Raw genomic sequence first — 16,263 nt, forward strand, 5'->3', positions numbered from 1 at the left:
CCCGCCCCTGCGCCACCCGAAACCGCGCATCCTCGGCAGCCAGAGCGCCGTGGTCACCGGGCCAAAAGGCGAAGAAATCCACTGCGACGAATACGGCCGCGTGAAAGTCCAGTTCCACTGGGACCGCGACGGCCAGGCCGACGACAAGACCAGCTGCTGGCTGCGCGTGTCTTCCGCCTGGGCCGGCGCCCAGTACGGCGGCATCGCCATCCCGCGCATCGGCATGGAAGTGCTGGTGACGTTCCTCGAGGGCGACCCCGACCAGCCGCTGATCAGCGGCTGCCTGTACCACAAGGAAAACACCGTCCCGTACGCCCTGCCGGCAAACAAGACCCGCACCACCTTCAAGACCCTGAGCTCGATGGGTGGCGGCGGCTTCAACGAACTGCGCATCGAAGACAAGAAAGGCCAGGAGCAGATCTTCCTCCACGCCCAGCGCGACTGGGACGAGAACATCGAACACGACCAGAAAATCCGCGTCGGCAACGAACGCCACGACGTCGTGGAAAAGAACAGCTACACGGAATTCAAGGCCGAAGAACACCACACGGTTTATGAAGACCGCAAAGTCGAAGCACGGGCCAACGACCACCTGACCGTGGGCGTGAACCAGCACATCAAGATCGGCACCGGGCAATTCATCGACGCCGGCCAGGAAATTCACCTGAGCAGCGGGATGAAGGTGGTGCTGGAGGCTGGGGCCGAACTGACGCTGGTCGGCGGTGGCAGCTTCATCAAAATCGATGGCGGCGGCGTGACCATGAGCGGGCCGGCGATCAACATCAACTCCGGTGGTGGACCGGGCAGCGGCACCAGTGCTGCGCCGTTGATGCCGGGCGTGTTGAAGCAGGCGGATGCGGACAAGGCTGGTGCCGTACTGACCCCGGCGCAAATCAACACCCTCAAACGTAATGCACCGTTCTGCGAAGAGTGCGAAAAATGCAAGGCAGGTGCCTGTGCCATCTAATCGACTGACACCCAAAGACTGGCTGGCACAACAGCCGCTGCAAAAAGACGAACGTCTGTATCTGATCGTCAGCGCCGCCAGTGATGCCGAAGCGCTCAAGGCCTTGTATCAGAGCGAACCGTCCGTCCAGGCCATTCCCGTCTGGGGTGGAACACCCTACTCCACCTGGCAACCGGTGATGCCCTACGTCGCCGAACTCAAGGCCAACTCAGCGTTCCTGCCCTGGATCACCGAAACCGACGCCCTCGACTGGGGCTGGCTGGCCGTCTCCCGCTCCGAACCCAACGAAGTTTTCGAACATCTGCGCAGTTTGACCCAGGTGAAAATGCCGGACGGGACCGAAGTGTTTTTCCGGTTCTGGGATGGGCGGCATATCTATCCGATTCTTGAAGGGTTGGGTGAGACGGCCGGGGAAGTGCTGCCGGTGTTTGAGCGGTATCTGATTAATGGGCGGAGCCTGGAAGTCGGGCCGCGGGTGGTGCCGAAGGCGAAGGATTGGCCGTGGTGGGAGGTGTCGAAGGGGTTGCTGGATCAGTTGGCGAAAGAGGATCAGACGACGTTGATCGGCAACTTGATGCAATGGCTCGAAGAAGCACGCCCGGACCTCTACACCGCATGGCCCGAGAACAATCTGAAATTGAAGATCACCCACTTCGTGCGTCGCCCGGATGCTCCGGACAACCTTAAAGAAGCACTGTTAAACCACCTGATTCTGGAGCAAGGCTGATGGATCGCGTTGCCACTATCGAAACCCAATTGGACTCCTTCAAAAACAGCCTCAAGCTGTACCGCGAGGAAACCAAGAGCTGGTACGCACAGCTTGCTGACAAAGCCAGCCGAGCGGCAGACATGCCCTCCCTGCTCGGTATGGAGCGCGTGATCAAGGCTGGAGACTCCAGCAAGTCCGTCAGCATGACTGATGATGATTTTTCATACGTCGCCAAGTGCCCACTTGTAGGGCCACTGCTGATAGAGAGCAAATTCGAATCGGTTTTCGACATCCCTATCGGCGATATCAAGGTCGACATCATAGCGGTGGATGGAGGCGCCAAGTCGACGATTACCCTGGATAATCAGGGTAAAGGCAGCTTTCAGGGTCAACCTGGCAAATCCTACAAGATCCACGTCCACGATCAGGTGACGCCTGCGCAGATCGACACCCTGTTCAAATCCTATGACGACTTAGCTGCCGATCTAGAAGGATTTCTGCGCAAAGAATGGGCAGGCTTCAAACCGCAGTGGTCAAATCAGAGTGCCTCAGCCAAAGCGATGGCAATTGGGGTCGGCATTCTCGAAGGAGGATGGGAAGCTATCAAAGGCGTGTGGGACGGCATCTCGAAGGCCTTGGACATCCTTCAAAACCCTAAAAAGTTCGCACAGGATTTAGGGGCCGGTGCAGAGGAATTGATCAAGCTGGCCAAAGAGGCGCCAGACGTGATGAAAAAGGCCATGTTGCTTGCTAGCGACGAGGCCGCACTGTTCTTGATGGTGCATTGCGCTTCAATCTGGGTTTCAGCATTGCCACCGACACAAGCCGCAGGCCAAACGGCGAAGATGACATCCGCTGCCGTTATCGGAATTCTCATCGACATCGTGATTTCGGTCGTCCTGACCGTCGCGGCAGAAGGTGCCGGGCTGTTTTATCTGGCCGCACGTTTAGCGAAGTACGGCCAGATCATCGTCAAGGCTGTTACAGGATTCGTGAAGTCGTTGTTTAGCATCATCAAAGGCTTCATGGGTTACGTCGGTAAATACGTCGCGGTCGCCGCACGTGGAGTAGCGACGCGGGTAGAAAAAGGAGTCGCGCAGCTACGCTTTGATGGCAAACGTAATGCGACCGTTGAACACGGCAAGCGCCCTGATGACGCCTCGAAACAATCGAAGAATCCTGACGACAAGAGTGCGGCGCCGGCGCAGGACACCTGCACCAACGGTTGCCCGGTCTCGATGGTCACGGGCGAAGAATTACTGACTCTCACCGATGGCCAACTCGATGGCCTGCTACCGTTTGAGTGGACGCGCCTTTATCGCACCAGTGCGGTCGAGATCGATAGCCGCCTTGGGTTTGGATGGAGTCACGCGCTTTCTCATCGACTGGATCTGGATGATGAAGGCGTCCTGTGGACGGATAACGAAAACCGAACCACTCGCTTTCCCATGCCGACGCAGCAACGTCCCGCCATCATCAACAGTCTGTCGAAAGCGGCCATCTACCTGGGATCGACACCAGGCGAACTCATCCTGACGCAGGCCGGGCAGAATCCGCGCTTTTTTCACTTCCGTGCCGGCCGCTTGATCACCATCAGTGACGCGTACAACAACCAGTTACAACTGAGTTACGACCTCGCTGACCGAATCCAGCGCATCGACAACAACGCCGGACGCTCCCTGTTAGTCCGCCACGAAGATCGTCATATCGTTGCCGTGGATTATCAGCAGCGCCGTGCTGAGTACACGGACCAGGGTCAACGGCAAGAGCCATGGATCACCGTTCAAACGCTGGTGACCTATCGGTACAACGCACAAGGCCAGCTTATCAGCGCCACCAATGCCGCTGGTGAAACTGAGCACTACCGTTACAACGACCAGCACGTCATTTTGGAACGACAACTGGCCGGTGGTGCGAGCTTTTTCTGGGAGTGGGAAAACGAAGGCAAATCGTCACGCAGCATCCGTCACTGGGCCAGTTTTTCGCAGATGGATTCGCAGTACGCTTGGGACGATGCCGGCAAGGTTACCGTTACAAACGCTGATGGTAGCGAGCAAGTTTATGTGCATGACGAAAATGCTCGACTCATCAGCGAGACCGCTGCTGACGGAGCTCAAACACAGAAAGCCTATGACGACAAAGGCCGGCTAATTGCAGAAAAGGATCCCCTCGGCGCGATCACTGAGTACCGTTACAACGACGCCGGTTTGCTTGCCGTTGTTATTCCTCCTGAAGATGCACCGACGTTCTACGAATATCGACATGGCTTTGTGAGTGAGATTCATCGCGGCAAAGCGAGCTGGAAATACCGGCGTAATAGCCAAGGCGATATCACCGGCCAGACAGATCCTGACGGCAACGAAACACACTACAGCTACGATGCCCAAGGTCGTGTGCTGGAGATCATTCATCCAGACGGTGGCCGGCATCAGCTCGCCTGGAATGGACTGGGCCAATTGCTCGAGGAAGCGTTGCCTGATGGTGGTCGACGTAAATACCGCTACGACGCACTGGGTCGTCAGATCACCCGCCAGGACGAACACGGCTCGATCACCCATTACCAATGGGATGCGGCTGGCCGCTTGACGCAGACCACACAGCCCGGCGGTGCGACCCGCACTTACACCTATAACGCCTACGGAAAAGTTACAGCCGAGCGCGATGAACTGGGCCGTATCACCCGTTACGAATACGCCGACAACTTGCAACTTGTCAGCCGCCGCATCAACCCGGATGGCAGTGAACTGCGCTATCGCTACGACAACTCACGCCTGTTGTTGACCGAGATCGAAAACGAACGTGGTGAGCATTACAAACTCGACTACTACTCGAACGGCCTTATCCAGCAGGAAACCGGCTTCGACGGTCGTCGCACTGCATACGAGTACGACCTCAACGGCAAGCTGCTGAAGAAAACGGAATTCGGCGATGACGGCAGCGAGTTGGTGACTGAATACCAACGTGATGCGGCTGGCAGGCTTCTGGTGAAGACGCTTCCCGACGGCGAAGAAATCCACTACAGCTACGACGCCCTCGGCCGCCTGGTCAACGTCGACGACGGACACTGGCCGCTCGCCTACGAATACGACCTGCAAGATCGCCTCGTCACCGAACATCAGGGCTGGGGCACCTTGCGTTATGAGTACGACAGCGTCGGCCAGCTCAAGCACTGCCGCCTGCCCGATGGCAGCAAACTCGACTACCGCCACCAACCCGGCGGCATGCTCAGCGGCATCGATCTCAATGGCTCGCGCCTGACGTCTCACCAGTTCAGCGGTGGTCGCGAACAGCAACGCCAGCAAGGCCTGTTGCTCAGCCAGTATCAATATGACGAACAAGGCCGCCTGCAAGCGCACAGCGTCAGCCAACGCGAGAAAAACCTTTTCCAGCGTCGCTACAACTACGACGCCAACGGCAACCTCGCTGGTATCGACGACAGCCGCAAGGGCAACCGCAGCTTCCACTACGACCCGCTGGACCGCTTGATCAGCGTGCGTGGCGCGACACCGGAAAGCTTCGTACACGACCCAGCTGGCAATCTGCTGGGCCAAAACAACGAGGGCACCGCCAACCTTGCGAACATCCAAGGCAACCGGCTGCTCATGCAGGGCGACCGTCACTACGACTACGACGCCTACGGAAATCTGATTCGCGAGCGCCGAGGTAACGGGCAGAAGCTCGTCACTGAATACCGCTATGACTGCCAGCATCGCTTGATCGGCGTCAGCCTACCCGGCGGCAGTATCGCGACCTACAAGTACGATGCCTTCGGTCGACGTATCGAGAAAACAGTCGATGGCCACACCACCGAATTTCTCTGGCAAGGCGAACGGCTCGTCGTAGAAAGCGGTGACAATCGTTATCGCACCTATGTCTATGAGCCGGACAGCTTTCGCCCCTTGGCGATGCTCGACGGTGAAGGCCCTCTGAAAGCAACGCCGCTCTACTACCAGCTCGATCACCTGGGCACACCGCAGGAACTCACCGACTACAGCGGCACGATCATGTGGTCGGCCAAATTTCGAGCCTATGGCAACCTGGCTGCGCTGGATGTCGCGGAGATCGACAACCCGCTGCGGTTTCAAGGTCAATATTTCGACGCAGAGAGTGGGCTTCATTACAACCGCCACCGCTACTACAGCCCAAGTACAGGACGGTTTCTAACCCCCGACCCGGTAAAGCTTGCAGGTGGACTGAACAACTACCAGTACGCCCCCAACCCTACCGGCTGGGTAGATCCGCTTGGTCTGATGTTTAGGGCGATTACCAGGATGGCATCTGGCGTCGCGAAAAAGGCACCGTTGAAACCCGCTGCGAACTGCCCGAAGCCAGGAAGTACATCTTCTCCGAGCACCACCCCTACCCTCGCAGACTCCAGCGTAAAGACTGGCGACGTCACCCCACCGGCAATCGTCGAGTCGAAGCCAGACTTCTATGTCGGACCATCTGGGCCGGACTCGACTTTGCCTGCTACTGGGTACCGGTATATGGGCTACAAGAATGCTGATGGAACGGTGAACACTCACGCGCAGAACACTATCAACACCCAGGAAGCAAGGCTGTCGTATTTTGGTTTTGAAAAATTCGAGACGGGGGACGCGGCAACGGAGGCCTTCCAAGTACGAGCACCGAAGCACGTTACTGCGGCTGACCCTGATCCGGCATGGAGTGATGGGCGTCTACGTTTGAAGTTTGACACGCTTCAACTCTACAAAGATGGTGTGCCCAACGCTACAGTGCCGTACGAACTTGGTGGCAAAGGTCCTAACCTGGAACCGTTCACCAAAGCGTATCCCGAGTACGGTACTGGCGGTGCCCAGCAACTCATCCCCAAACCGGGTAATCCCACTGTAATCAAAGTGGATGAAGTCACGATTTTGCCGGAGAAGTAACAGTGCTGACCGATCTAGAAGCGCGCGTAGCGCTCAAAGAACTGATTGAAAAATACCTCAAGGGAAGAGATCCGGATTACGACCGGCTGATCGAAATTGTTCAGGATCCTTCGCGGCAAGTTCCGATCAGGGGTGTGCTTGAGGATATTAGACGGTACAACAAGGTTCAGTACACACAGCAGGAGCTTGAGCTGATCGACGACCTTTTGTACATGTATGGGTGAGACGAAACGTATTGGTAGCGGGCGAACGGTTGAAATATGAACGCCTTCGATCAGTGTCCGTTCAAGCTTGGTTAGAGCAGCGCAAGCCGTTTGGCTCATTCAAGCCCCACATTCTGATATCTCGCATTACCCAAATAGCTACCACTGAAGACGGGCAGCTGTCGGCCAAAAGCGGACGTATGCTAATGGTTGAGTCTATCTTGTACTTTTGACACGTTGCTCCGGAAGGTATGGAATCCATGTCTGATTTTTTTGAAGAAACGCCTGCCGCCATCAAATGGGCGGAAGAGGCTGAGCGTCGACACCAGGAGGGAAAATTTGGCGAAATTGCGCGCGCGGTGATCTGGACGGACGCGCGCGGCTCAGATGGCCAACTGCTGGTCGCTGTCGATCCGGACAGATTAGTTACAAAGATAAACTGCAATCCGTTCACACTTCTTGAGAATCACGATCCCGGACGTCCAAAGGGACAATTGCTGGAAAGTGCATCATTTGAAAGTCCCGACGGTCGAAAGTTTGTCGGCGCAATCCTGGGCTATTACTCAGGAGGAGACGTTTTGAGTTTTCGTGGTTTGGGGATAGATGTTGGCTTTTCCGTTTCGCCTCCTAAACAGCTTCCAAGTCTTTTGGAGGATGTATGGATCGAGATCGCGACGGATGCAAGGGAGGTAGATGAACATTGGTTGGATCAGGTTACGAATGACTCGCCCGTTAGAGTCGAGCGTTCCGAGCTGTCGCACAATGCAGCTGATTCATTGCAAGAGCTCATCAGGGTTGGCCTTCCCTATGTTCTCCTTGTTTGGAACCCATTCGTAACTGCGATAGCGACTGAGGCGGGAAAAGCTTCCTATGCAGGAATACATGCCTGGTTTCGGAAACTGCTTAGTCGAATGTCCGATAGACGTAACCCCATACTCGACTTTCACTCACATCAAGACGGCTGCCAGGTCTCATTTTTATTCAGAGGTAGGGATGAGAAAAAGCTTCATGAAGCCATGGATGCATTGGCCGGTGCGGCGGCTCAAGCAGCGCGGTTAATTTCCGGGCTGAAATCTCAAGGAAAGATAAGTCGGCAAATGGTCTATGAATTCGATAAAGAAACCCTTCTGTGGGCACCGTCGTTTGTGTTACTGAATGATGATCGGATCATCACCGATAACTTAGCACTTATCGCGATTGAAAATCTTCCGAAGGGGTTGAGTCTCGGTCTCACTCGAAGCAATTCACTCTGAAGTAGAGTCAAAAATTGGGACGAATTTATTTTTTCTATAATTAATTCGTCCCCATTTTTTGGTGAGGCGGTTTGAACGGGAGTGATGGCGCTTGTCGGTGACTGCTATCGGCCATAAGCGGACGGTCGGAAGCGACTGCTATCGGCCAGAAGCGGACATTCTCATGCGACCGCATACGCCCAGAAACAGCATGTGACGACTGTAAACGTGGAAACTCTATGACTGCTGTTGACTGAAATGAAAAAGCCCACCTAGGCGGGCTCCCGCAGTGAGGCAAAATCTAAGATGAATTGTGGTGATCATCAGCACGGCACAAGTCTATTCGAGAGAAAGTAGCTTTCTAATTTCGGCAGTAATCGCGTCAATACTGAATGGCTTTGGCAGTACCGCGTCAAACAGATCCGATCTCCGCATGCCTATGTGCGCCTGAGCGCCACTCATCAAAATAATCGGCAAATCCTGACAGGAAGGAAGGACTCGGACGGCTGTCGCGAACTCCAAGCCATCCATTACCGGCATCATAAAGTCGGTGATGATCAAATCCGGACGTTCTCTATCAAGTACCTCGAGCCCCTTTTGGCCATTGCTGGCCGTCACCACCATGAAGCCCTCATCCTCCAGCGCGAAACTGAGAATGTCAGCGATCAGATACTCGTCATCGACGACCAGGATGGTGGTCATGTTAATTCAACCCGCACAAAGGCTTAAGATCTTGAACCGGGCGTTGACTCAGTGGGTACTGATGGTTCATGTCTTGAAGCCTTTTTCAGGAAAACGTCTTGATCACGGATGACGACCTCGAATCGCGAGGGGTCGTAAGAGCTGTCTCGTACTTTAAGAATGGAAAGCGTTCTGCTTAGTTCAGAGTGATTCTCAGCGAATCGCATCAACATCAGATTGTCGACGATGCTAGACAGGTCAGAGTTTGGTGCGCTGACCTCGGAGCCAAATAAATCGCGCATTTCCCAGGATGCGAATACCGTAACGCCTCTGGATCGAAGCTCGTTCATCAGAGAACTGAAAAAATCAGTTATCCGCGCCGGATTTGTCGTAACGCGAGTCATGCCGCTCAGGCTATCGATGAACACACGCTTGATGCCCTTTTCTTCAACGAGACTCAGCAGTCGTGCACCTAACCCATCCAATAGGCCTTCCGTAGTAGGCTGCCAGGCAATGCTCAGCGCTCCGCTGTCTTCCATTCCCTTGATATCGATACCCAGCGATTGGCCTTTGAGCCGCAGCCGTTGTGGACTTTCGTAAAAGCCAAAATGTAGGCCCGGAGCTTCCGCTGTCGACTCAGCCAGAAACTTGAGGCCAAGGGTCGTTTTCCCAATCCCTGAGGGGCCTATGACAAGAGTCACGCTGGAGCTGTGCAGACCGCCTCCCAAGATGTCGTCCAGTGATTTAATGCCACTGGCGATACGCGTCATATCCGCGCTGTCTGGAGAGGACGGATGGCTGTAAAGGCTTTCGAGTCGCGGATAAACCACAAGGCCATCTTCGGTGATTTCGCACTCGTGGAGGCCGGTCATTGCTGGACTGCCACGAGTTTTACGAAGCTGAATTCGACGCACTGAGCGAGTGCCATACAGCTCCTCACCCATCTCAATCACACCATCAACCATCGTGTGCTCAGGACTGCCATCGTCGAGCCGGGAACTGGTGAGAAATAGCACGGTGCAGCCAGCGAAAGCTGCATGCCCTTGTAGCTCCGAGATGAACTTCTTGGTGTCGATGGGAGAATCGGCTTTCGAGCGTGCATTGAGCAAACCGTCCACAACCATAACTGTGGCTTTCTGACGGCTGATTTCGCGCCGAAGCAGTTTCACTACCTCATCCAGCCCTTCGTTTTCCAGAGTGTCAAACGCGCTGACAAATTGAATTTCGGCGCCGACCTTGGAAGAGTCGAAAAAGCTCAGGGTGGAAAGAAACTGAAATAGACGATCATGGGACTCAGCCAGCAGCGTGGCGACGAGAACCCGGCCTCCATTGTTCGCATGATGAAACCCAAGCTGGTTGGCGAGGATCGTTTTCCCAGACCCAGGGCGCCCTTGGATTATGTATGAAGCGCCTGCGACCAGACCTCCCTTGAGCAGAGCGTCGAGCCCTTCGATTCCACTTTGGAGGCGTTTTAGCTTTTGCACAATGCGACCCTGATCTGAAAAACAGGCTGTTTTAGCCGAGTGGCTCGAATGCTACCGCCATTCTTGTTTCGTAGCCATTCAGGGCGAGTTGAAATCTGGGCCGGCAACGCCGCATCACGGTGGTATGAGTGGCTTAAGTGAGTCCGCTTCTGACCAACAGCAGTCGCTTGCCGATGTCCGCATCGAGCCGGTAGTAGCCGCTCGCGGATGAATGCTTTCGGCCAAAAGCATTGTTCCTCAAAACTGAGCTTCCAGCAGGGGTATAGCCACCTTGCCTAACGGATAGTGGCCCTAGGATCACTCACTCACAAATTCTGCAAAAAAAAGACGCTACTGCATCCATTCCGAACGCCGCCGCGTATATCAAGCACGGACAGACTTTTCTGGCCGATTTTCCTCACAAAGGATCATCACGATGAAACGTATTTCGATCAAAACGCCATTGATTGCGGGCCTTCTGACCTTAGCGGCCGGTACCGGCTTAATGCTCAATGGTGCGCAGGCTGCATCGATGAGTCACGACAGCGTAATGGTAGGGGGCCAAAGCATGTTGCCCAGCAAGGACATCATCGATAACGCAGTAAATTCCGCAGATCACACCACCTTGGTCGCCGCTGTCAAAGCTGCCGGTCTGGTCGACACCCTCAAGGGCAAGGGGCCTTTTACCGTATTCGCACCGGTCAACTCAGCGTTTACAGCTCTGCCCGCCGGAACCGTCGATACGTTGCTCAAACCGGAAAACAAGGCAACCCTCACCAAGATCCTTACTTACCACGTCGTGAGCGGCAAACTGGACATGGCCACCCTTACCGAAAAGATCAAGGCCGGAGGTGGCAAGACCGAACTGACCACCGTCTCGGGCGGAAAACTGTGGGCAATGATGAATGGTCCGCACAACATCACCATCAAAGATGAGAAGGGCGACGTCGCCGACATCAGTACTTATGACGTATACCAGTCGAACGGTGTGATACAGGTCATCGACAAGGTCCTGATGCCGAAAAGTTGACCGGCGTCGCCGGTCGTTTTCAGCGTGACCGGCGAGTCTTCCGAGGAGCCCACCCGTGAATGGAACAACCGCGCGCCGTGGGCTAACCTCTGGCTGCAATCGACTTTTAGGACCTCACGACCCAATCGTTTGGAGAAAGGCTATTCCCATCGCCGACACTGACCAACTCAAAAACCTTTTAGCCCAATGTTCCTTGGGTGACCGACGCGCTTTTGAAGCGCTGTATCGTAGCGTGAGTCCGCGTCTGCATGGCGTGGCGCTGCGGTTCATGGGACGCCCAGATCTGGCTGAGGAGGTGCTACAGGAAAGTTTTGTGCGTATCTGGAACAATGCTTCACGCTACCAATCGCAACTATCGGCGCCGATGACCTGGATGATCAATATCACGCGAAATCAGGCCATCGACCAATTGCGAAAGCGTCGCGAACGTCCGCTGGGTGATCTCGACGAGCAGATGCTGGTAGACGATAGCCCCTCGGCACATGAACAATTGAACAGCTCCCGTGAGACCACTTCATTGAATCGGTGCCTAGATGAGCTCGAAGGGATGCAACGTCAATCAATCACCATTGCTTATTTTGAAGGGCTTTCCTGTTCAGAGCTGGCCGAGCACCTGTCGGCACCGCTCGGGTCAGTAAAGTCTTGGATTCGCCGAGGCATGGAGCGGTTGCGCAGGTGTCTCGAGTCATGAACTACCAAACTCCAAGTCTTCGTCGCGCACTTGCCGCAGATTATGCCATTGGGTTGATGCCACCAGCCGCACGCCGGCGCTTTGAGCAGCTTTTACTGGAGGACTCGGAACTTCGCGCAGAACTTTCGCAATGGCGGGAAAGCCTTGCGAGCCTTACCCAGTCTCTGCCTGAATCACCTGTACCGGATCGTGTATGGCGCGGAGTTACGGCGCGTATAGATCCGCAAACAATGCAGTTGCCTGTGAAGCGACCATTCTGGAGCTGGCTCCGGGTGACGATTGCAACATGTTCACTGGTAGCAGCAGTAACACTGAGCGTTATCTATAACCGTGACGAAGTTCGCTACAGTGCAACGTTGCGTAGTGCCGACGCACAGTCGTGGATGAGCATTGAAGCGCACGAGAATTATCTAAAAATCCAACCGCTGGCTTTGGCGAAGATAGAAAAAAATCGTAGCTTGGAAATGTGGGTTATTCCTTCAGATGGAAAGCCTGTTTCGCTGGGGGTGATACCCCCAGGCGGAAACGGGGATATCAAGTTGGGCAGTGCGCAGAAAGCGCTTATTGGTGAGTCCATCACGTTGGCCATCAGTCTTGAACCCGAGGGTGGATCGCCAACAGGACAGCCGACTGGTCCGGTGCTGTATCAGGGCGTTCTTACAGCGCTATAACTCAGGGCCAGCAAATCGTTAATCTTTTTAGTGATTAAACGGCTCACTGCTCGGTCGCCCAGAATCCTTATTCAGTGCATCTGATCTCATGAACATAAACGGCAGCTCCTGGCCGGAAGCGGACTTCGGCTTGGTCCGCGTCGAGGCCAGGACTCAGAACGCCAGCGCGTTTGTTGCCACTAGAGTTGCATGACTGCGAGCGCCCTGCGCAGGGGCTCGTCGGATATCTGGATGGGGCCATGAAATGGCACGTCCATGTCCAAAACAAGGTAAACGGAAGCCGCAATGAGGAATGACGAGATGATGAACATTCCTATCACCATCGAATTACGGGGAGCGCGGTATCCGAAACTGGCGAAAATGAGCGTCAACCAGGCAGCAAGCATCCCAATAAGCGGGCCAGGAATCGCGCCCTCTGACTGCTCGACGATCCTCCAGCGTTGCTCGATGAGCGAATGATATTGCTGACGAATATCCTGAAGCATTGTTTCATGGTATCGGTCCGGAGGCTTTATAAGAGCCAAAGACTTGCCTATATCATCCAGATATTTAGCCGCCTCGCTGTTACGATGCTGCAGCGCCTCGTCTCCCCGATACGGGGTCTCGATAGCGCGCTCAAGGTAGGTGATAAGCCGATTTCGCGTATCTTGCGCCACATCACCATAGCCCCGCAGTGTCCGATCAAAAATGATCATGCTGGTTGCATACCCATGGAAGTTTGCGTCAATCGACTCGAAAGTGTTTTTGGCAGAGTTGATCATCAAGCCAAAGACCAGCGATGTCATAACCACAAAAATATTGGCTACTAAACGAATTACGGAGTTGGTATCGTCATCCCGGTGGTGGGATGCCAGCTTTGGATACCACTGCATCATAAGAAGCGAGGCAGCCACGAGGCACCCAAAAATGGCTAGTGCGATCCAGAGAGAATTCATACATCAGCGCCCTGATAAATTGGAGTCAAGTCTTGAAGGATAGACCGATCGAATCTCTGCGAATTCTGCTCGGCAGATCCTGCGTCTGCACGTCGGGAATGACTCCATTATTGATGTGAACGCATGCGCTGTTCATAGGTAGATATCGTTCGAACTCTGCCGATCGTTAGAAGCAACGGTTCACGACCGTCTGCTTTTGGCTGTGGATTCAACCGGTCGACGCAACACAACTAAATTCTGTGTAAGCAGAAGGAGTGTTGCAGATGAAGCAGAGACCTCGGATCTATTACACCGAAAGCCAGAAAAAACTGATGTGGGATCACTGGCAGAAAGGCGACTCTCTCCAGCACATCGCCCAACTATTTGATCGAAACCACTCATCGATACAGCGCATTTTGGCGGAAACAGGCGGTATCAGACCCGCTGTACGCCGCAGGTCAAGATTGGCGCTGACGTTGGCTGAGCGCGAAGAGATTTCGCGTGCAGTGGTGGCAGGTAACTCGATCCGTTCCATGGCCGCGCTGCTAGGGCGAGCAGCCTCTACGATCAGTCGTGAGATCAGACGCAACGGTGGCCAAGGATGCTACCGGGCTAATCAAGCTGATCAGGCTGCCTGGGATCGCGCCCATCGACCCAAGGTCTGCAAACTTGTTGAGAACCGAACGGTGGCGCAAATTGTTGCAGACAAGCTTCAATTGCAGTGGTCACCGGAACAAATTGCCGGTTGGTTGAAGCGTACGTACCCGGACGATACGAGCTATCAGGTGTCACACGAGACGATCTATCGCACGCTCTTCATACAGGCTCGCGGGGCTCTGAAGAAGGAGTTGCTTGAGCATTTACGGCGCACACGGGCCATGCGTCGCTCGCGCCATCACACGCAGAAGAAAGAAAATCACGGCCGAATTACTGACGCTGTATCGATCCGCGAACGCCCGGCCGCGGCTAAGGATCGGGCGGTGCCAGGTCACTGGGAAGGCGACCTGCTGTGCGGTAGCAGGAACAGCCAAATTGCCACTCTTGTTGAGCGACATACCCGCTACGTAATGCTGGTGAAATTGGACGGAAAGGATAGCGAGACGGTAATCAGCGCCCTAATTGAAAACGCCCGTAACTTACCCCAAGAACTCTACAAATCGCTGACCTGGGATCGCGGCAAAGAGATGGCTGACCATAAACGCTTTACGGTGGCTACCGACATCAAGGTCTACTTCTGCGATCCTCATCGTCCTTGGCAACGAGGATCAAATGAGAACACCAACGGGTTGTTAAGGCAGTACTTCCCGAAAGGAACCGACCTTGCGGAGCACTCGCAAGCCACACTCAATGAAGTGGCAAGGCAGCTAAATAGCCGCCCTCGGAAAACACTAGACTACGAAACACCGGCAGAACGATTTAGCCAATCTGTTGCGTCGACCGGTTGAATCCACAGCCGATAGCTGTCACTCACGGACGACCGCTTTCGACCAGAATCAGCCGTTCGAAGTGTCTAGATACTCCGGGGCGATTCAATGATGATCGAATCCCTCGCCTCAAAAAATCTATTTTCGCTGTAGTTCAATAATGTCCAAGCCAATAGCCAGCAATTTTTTCAGCACAAACATATGAGCCCATGTAGTGCGGTTACTGCCTCATTTCAACGTTTTGGCGCCCAACTTCACAGGGGCTTGCAAGATTCGCTCGAGCCACTCCCATGTTGCATATAAGTCCCCTCGCCCACGCAAGTGGGTATAGCGGCGCATCGAGTTCCAATCTCGGTGTCCCGACACGCTCGCTACTCTCGGAATATCCCAGTCCATCTCGAAAAGGCGACTGACACCTTCGTGGCGCAGGTCGTGAAAGTGCAGATCCTCAATACCGAGGATTTTGCAGGCCCTTGTCCAGGACGTGGACACTGACTCAGCGCTGTAAGGAAAAATCTCAGGCAACACTTTAGGCATGGTCTGAAGGATCTTCCATGCTTCTGGCGGCAAATGACACCAGACGTCGTTACCGATTTTTTGCCCAGGGTTCTTCATGTCGCGAACCAGAACCCGATGGCCTGCTTCATCCAAGTCATCCCACCGGATCCGGGTAATCTCTTCTTGCCTACGTGTGGAAAACAACGCGAAGCCCGTCAGCTTTAGCATGTTGATAGAAGTCGGACGACGGCTTTGAATACTTCCAAAGTGCGTCAGCAGTTTGTCGAGCTCTTCCAAGGTAGGCCGGCGATCGCGCTCGCGGCTTTTCATGTTGTAACCGAGCTTTTTCAACACTCGGCGGGCGTCCGCCATTGCGTGCGGATCCACCTCATACCCCCATGCGGGCCGAGCGATCGAGAGAACCGCGCCCAGGTGTGCAAGATCGTTACCGGCGGTTTGAGGCTGAACGCCCCCGCCCTCCTTGCCCATGCGCCACAACGCATATTCGACCAGGTGCTGGCTGCTTACATCTCTGTCGTTCAACTTCCCCAAGTAGGATTCGCTGATCGCCTTCAACGTGCCGAGCTTCGTTTTCCCCAGAGGGCGCGCCTTGGTCATCTCGGCCAGGTAGCGATCGATCATTTCCTTGACCTTCGCCCCTGGTCGGTTCGCTCGCTCGATCGCGCCTGGCTCATCCAGTTCGCTTTCTCTTTTACGCACCCAAGCCTGCGCGGCCTGTTTTCGGGCGAAGGTCTGGCTCTCTTGGTAAACTTGCGCCCCATCGCGAAACAGGCGTATCTGTGCCGTGTAACTGGTGGTGCCGTCGGTGCGTTTCCGTGCTCTGATCGTGGCCATAGTCAACTGGTACAATTTGGATAGTGATTGGTA

The 16,263-nt window shown here is 54.7% G+C and carries 13 protein-coding genes; 9 read left to right on the forward strand and 4 right to left on the reverse strand.

What is annotated here, in order from left to right; genetic code table 11:
- From tssI to AC1MDC_RS23665, 5 genes are all read left to right on the forward strand, one after another.
- The coding region (tssI, locus tag AC1MDC_RS23645; RefSeq protein WP_480393782.1) for a type VI secretion system tip protein TssI/VgrG at positions 1-967 on the forward strand (967 nt) is incomplete at its 5' end.
- Entirely contained in the window at positions 957-1,694 is a 738-nt protein-coding gene (locus tag AC1MDC_RS23650) for a DUF4123 domain-containing protein (protein ID WP_480393783.1), read from the forward strand. The genes tssI and AC1MDC_RS23650, both read left to right, overlap by 11 nt.
- Positions 1,694-6,568: an RHS repeat-associated core domain-containing protein gene (locus tag AC1MDC_RS23655; protein WP_480393784.1), complete on the forward strand. Its 4,875-nt coding sequence runs from the start codon at positions 1,694-1,696 to the stop codon at positions 6,566-6,568. The genes AC1MDC_RS23650 and AC1MDC_RS23655 overlap by 1 nt, the downstream gene beginning before the upstream one ends.
- 2 nt (positions 6,569-6,570) lie before the next feature.
- On the forward strand, positions 6,571-6,792 hold the full coding sequence (locus AC1MDC_RS23660) for a hypothetical protein (protein WP_095131298.1): 222 nt from the start codon (positions 6,571-6,573) through the stop codon (positions 6,790-6,792).
- 239 nt (positions 6,793-7,031) lie between these two features.
- On the forward strand, positions 7,032-8,024 hold the full coding sequence (locus AC1MDC_RS23665; protein ID WP_480393785.1) for a hypothetical protein: 993 nt from the start codon (positions 7,032-7,034) through the stop codon (positions 8,022-8,024).
- A gap of 318 nt (positions 8,025-8,342) precedes the next feature.
- Here the strand turns inward: AC1MDC_RS23665 and AC1MDC_RS23670 are convergent, their stop codons facing one another.
- Complete coding sequence (locus tag AC1MDC_RS23670; protein ID WP_480393786.1) at positions 8,343-8,705, reverse strand: response regulator; 363 nt, start codon at positions 8,703-8,705, stop codon at positions 8,343-8,345.
- Positions 8,706-8,728: 23 nt separating this feature from the next.
- Complete coding sequence (locus tag AC1MDC_RS23675) at positions 8,729-10,171, reverse strand: ATPase domain-containing protein (protein WP_480393832.1); 1,443 nt, start codon at positions 10,169-10,171, stop codon at positions 8,729-8,731.
- Between the two features lie 412 nt (positions 10,172-10,583).
- On the opposite strand from AC1MDC_RS23675, the gene AC1MDC_RS23680 reads away from it, so the two are divergent.
- From AC1MDC_RS23680 to AC1MDC_RS23690, 3 genes are read left to right on the forward strand one after another with little or no spacing between them, the layout of a single operon-like run.
- Positions 10,584-11,177, forward strand: coding sequence for a fasciclin domain-containing protein (locus tag AC1MDC_RS23680; RefSeq protein WP_480393787.1), 594 nt, complete (start codon positions 10,584-10,586; stop codon positions 11,175-11,177).
- Positions 11,178-11,232: 55 nt separating this feature from the next.
- The gene (locus tag AC1MDC_RS23685) at positions 11,233-11,868 is read left to right on the forward strand and encodes a sigma-70 family RNA polymerase sigma factor (protein WP_480393788.1); all 636 of its coding nucleotides are present in this window, start codon (positions 11,233-11,235) and stop codon (positions 11,866-11,868) included.
- On the forward strand, positions 11,865-12,539 hold the full coding sequence (locus AC1MDC_RS23690; protein WP_480393789.1) for an anti-sigma factor: 675 nt from the start codon (positions 11,865-11,867) through the stop codon (positions 12,537-12,539). The genes AC1MDC_RS23685 and AC1MDC_RS23690 overlap by 4 nt, the downstream gene beginning before the upstream one ends.
- Positions 12,540-12,718: 179 nt before the next feature.
- Here the strand turns inward: AC1MDC_RS23690 and AC1MDC_RS23695 are convergent, their stop codons facing one another.
- Complete coding sequence (locus AC1MDC_RS23695; protein WP_480393790.1) at positions 12,719-13,474, reverse strand: bestrophin-like domain; 756 nt, start codon at positions 13,472-13,474, stop codon at positions 12,719-12,721.
- Positions 13,475-13,737: 263 nt separating this feature from the next.
- Here AC1MDC_RS23695 and AC1MDC_RS23700 point away from each other — a divergent pair, with 263 nt between their 5' ends.
- Positions 13,738-14,898, forward strand: a complete 1,161-nt coding sequence (locus AC1MDC_RS23700) for an IS30 family transposase (protein WP_096795984.1) — start codon at positions 13,738-13,740, stop codon at positions 14,896-14,898.
- A 207-nt stretch (positions 14,899-15,105) separates the two neighbouring features.
- On the opposite strand, the gene AC1MDC_RS23705 is transcribed toward AC1MDC_RS23700, so the two are convergent.
- Positions 15,106-16,230: a tyrosine-type recombinase/integrase gene (locus AC1MDC_RS23705; protein WP_480393791.1), complete on the reverse strand. Its 1,125-nt coding sequence runs from the start codon at positions 16,228-16,230 to the stop codon at positions 15,106-15,108.
- Positions 16,231-16,263 lie beyond the last annotated feature (33 nt).

It is taken from the genome of Pseudomonas sp. 1 (assembly GCF_056626735.1).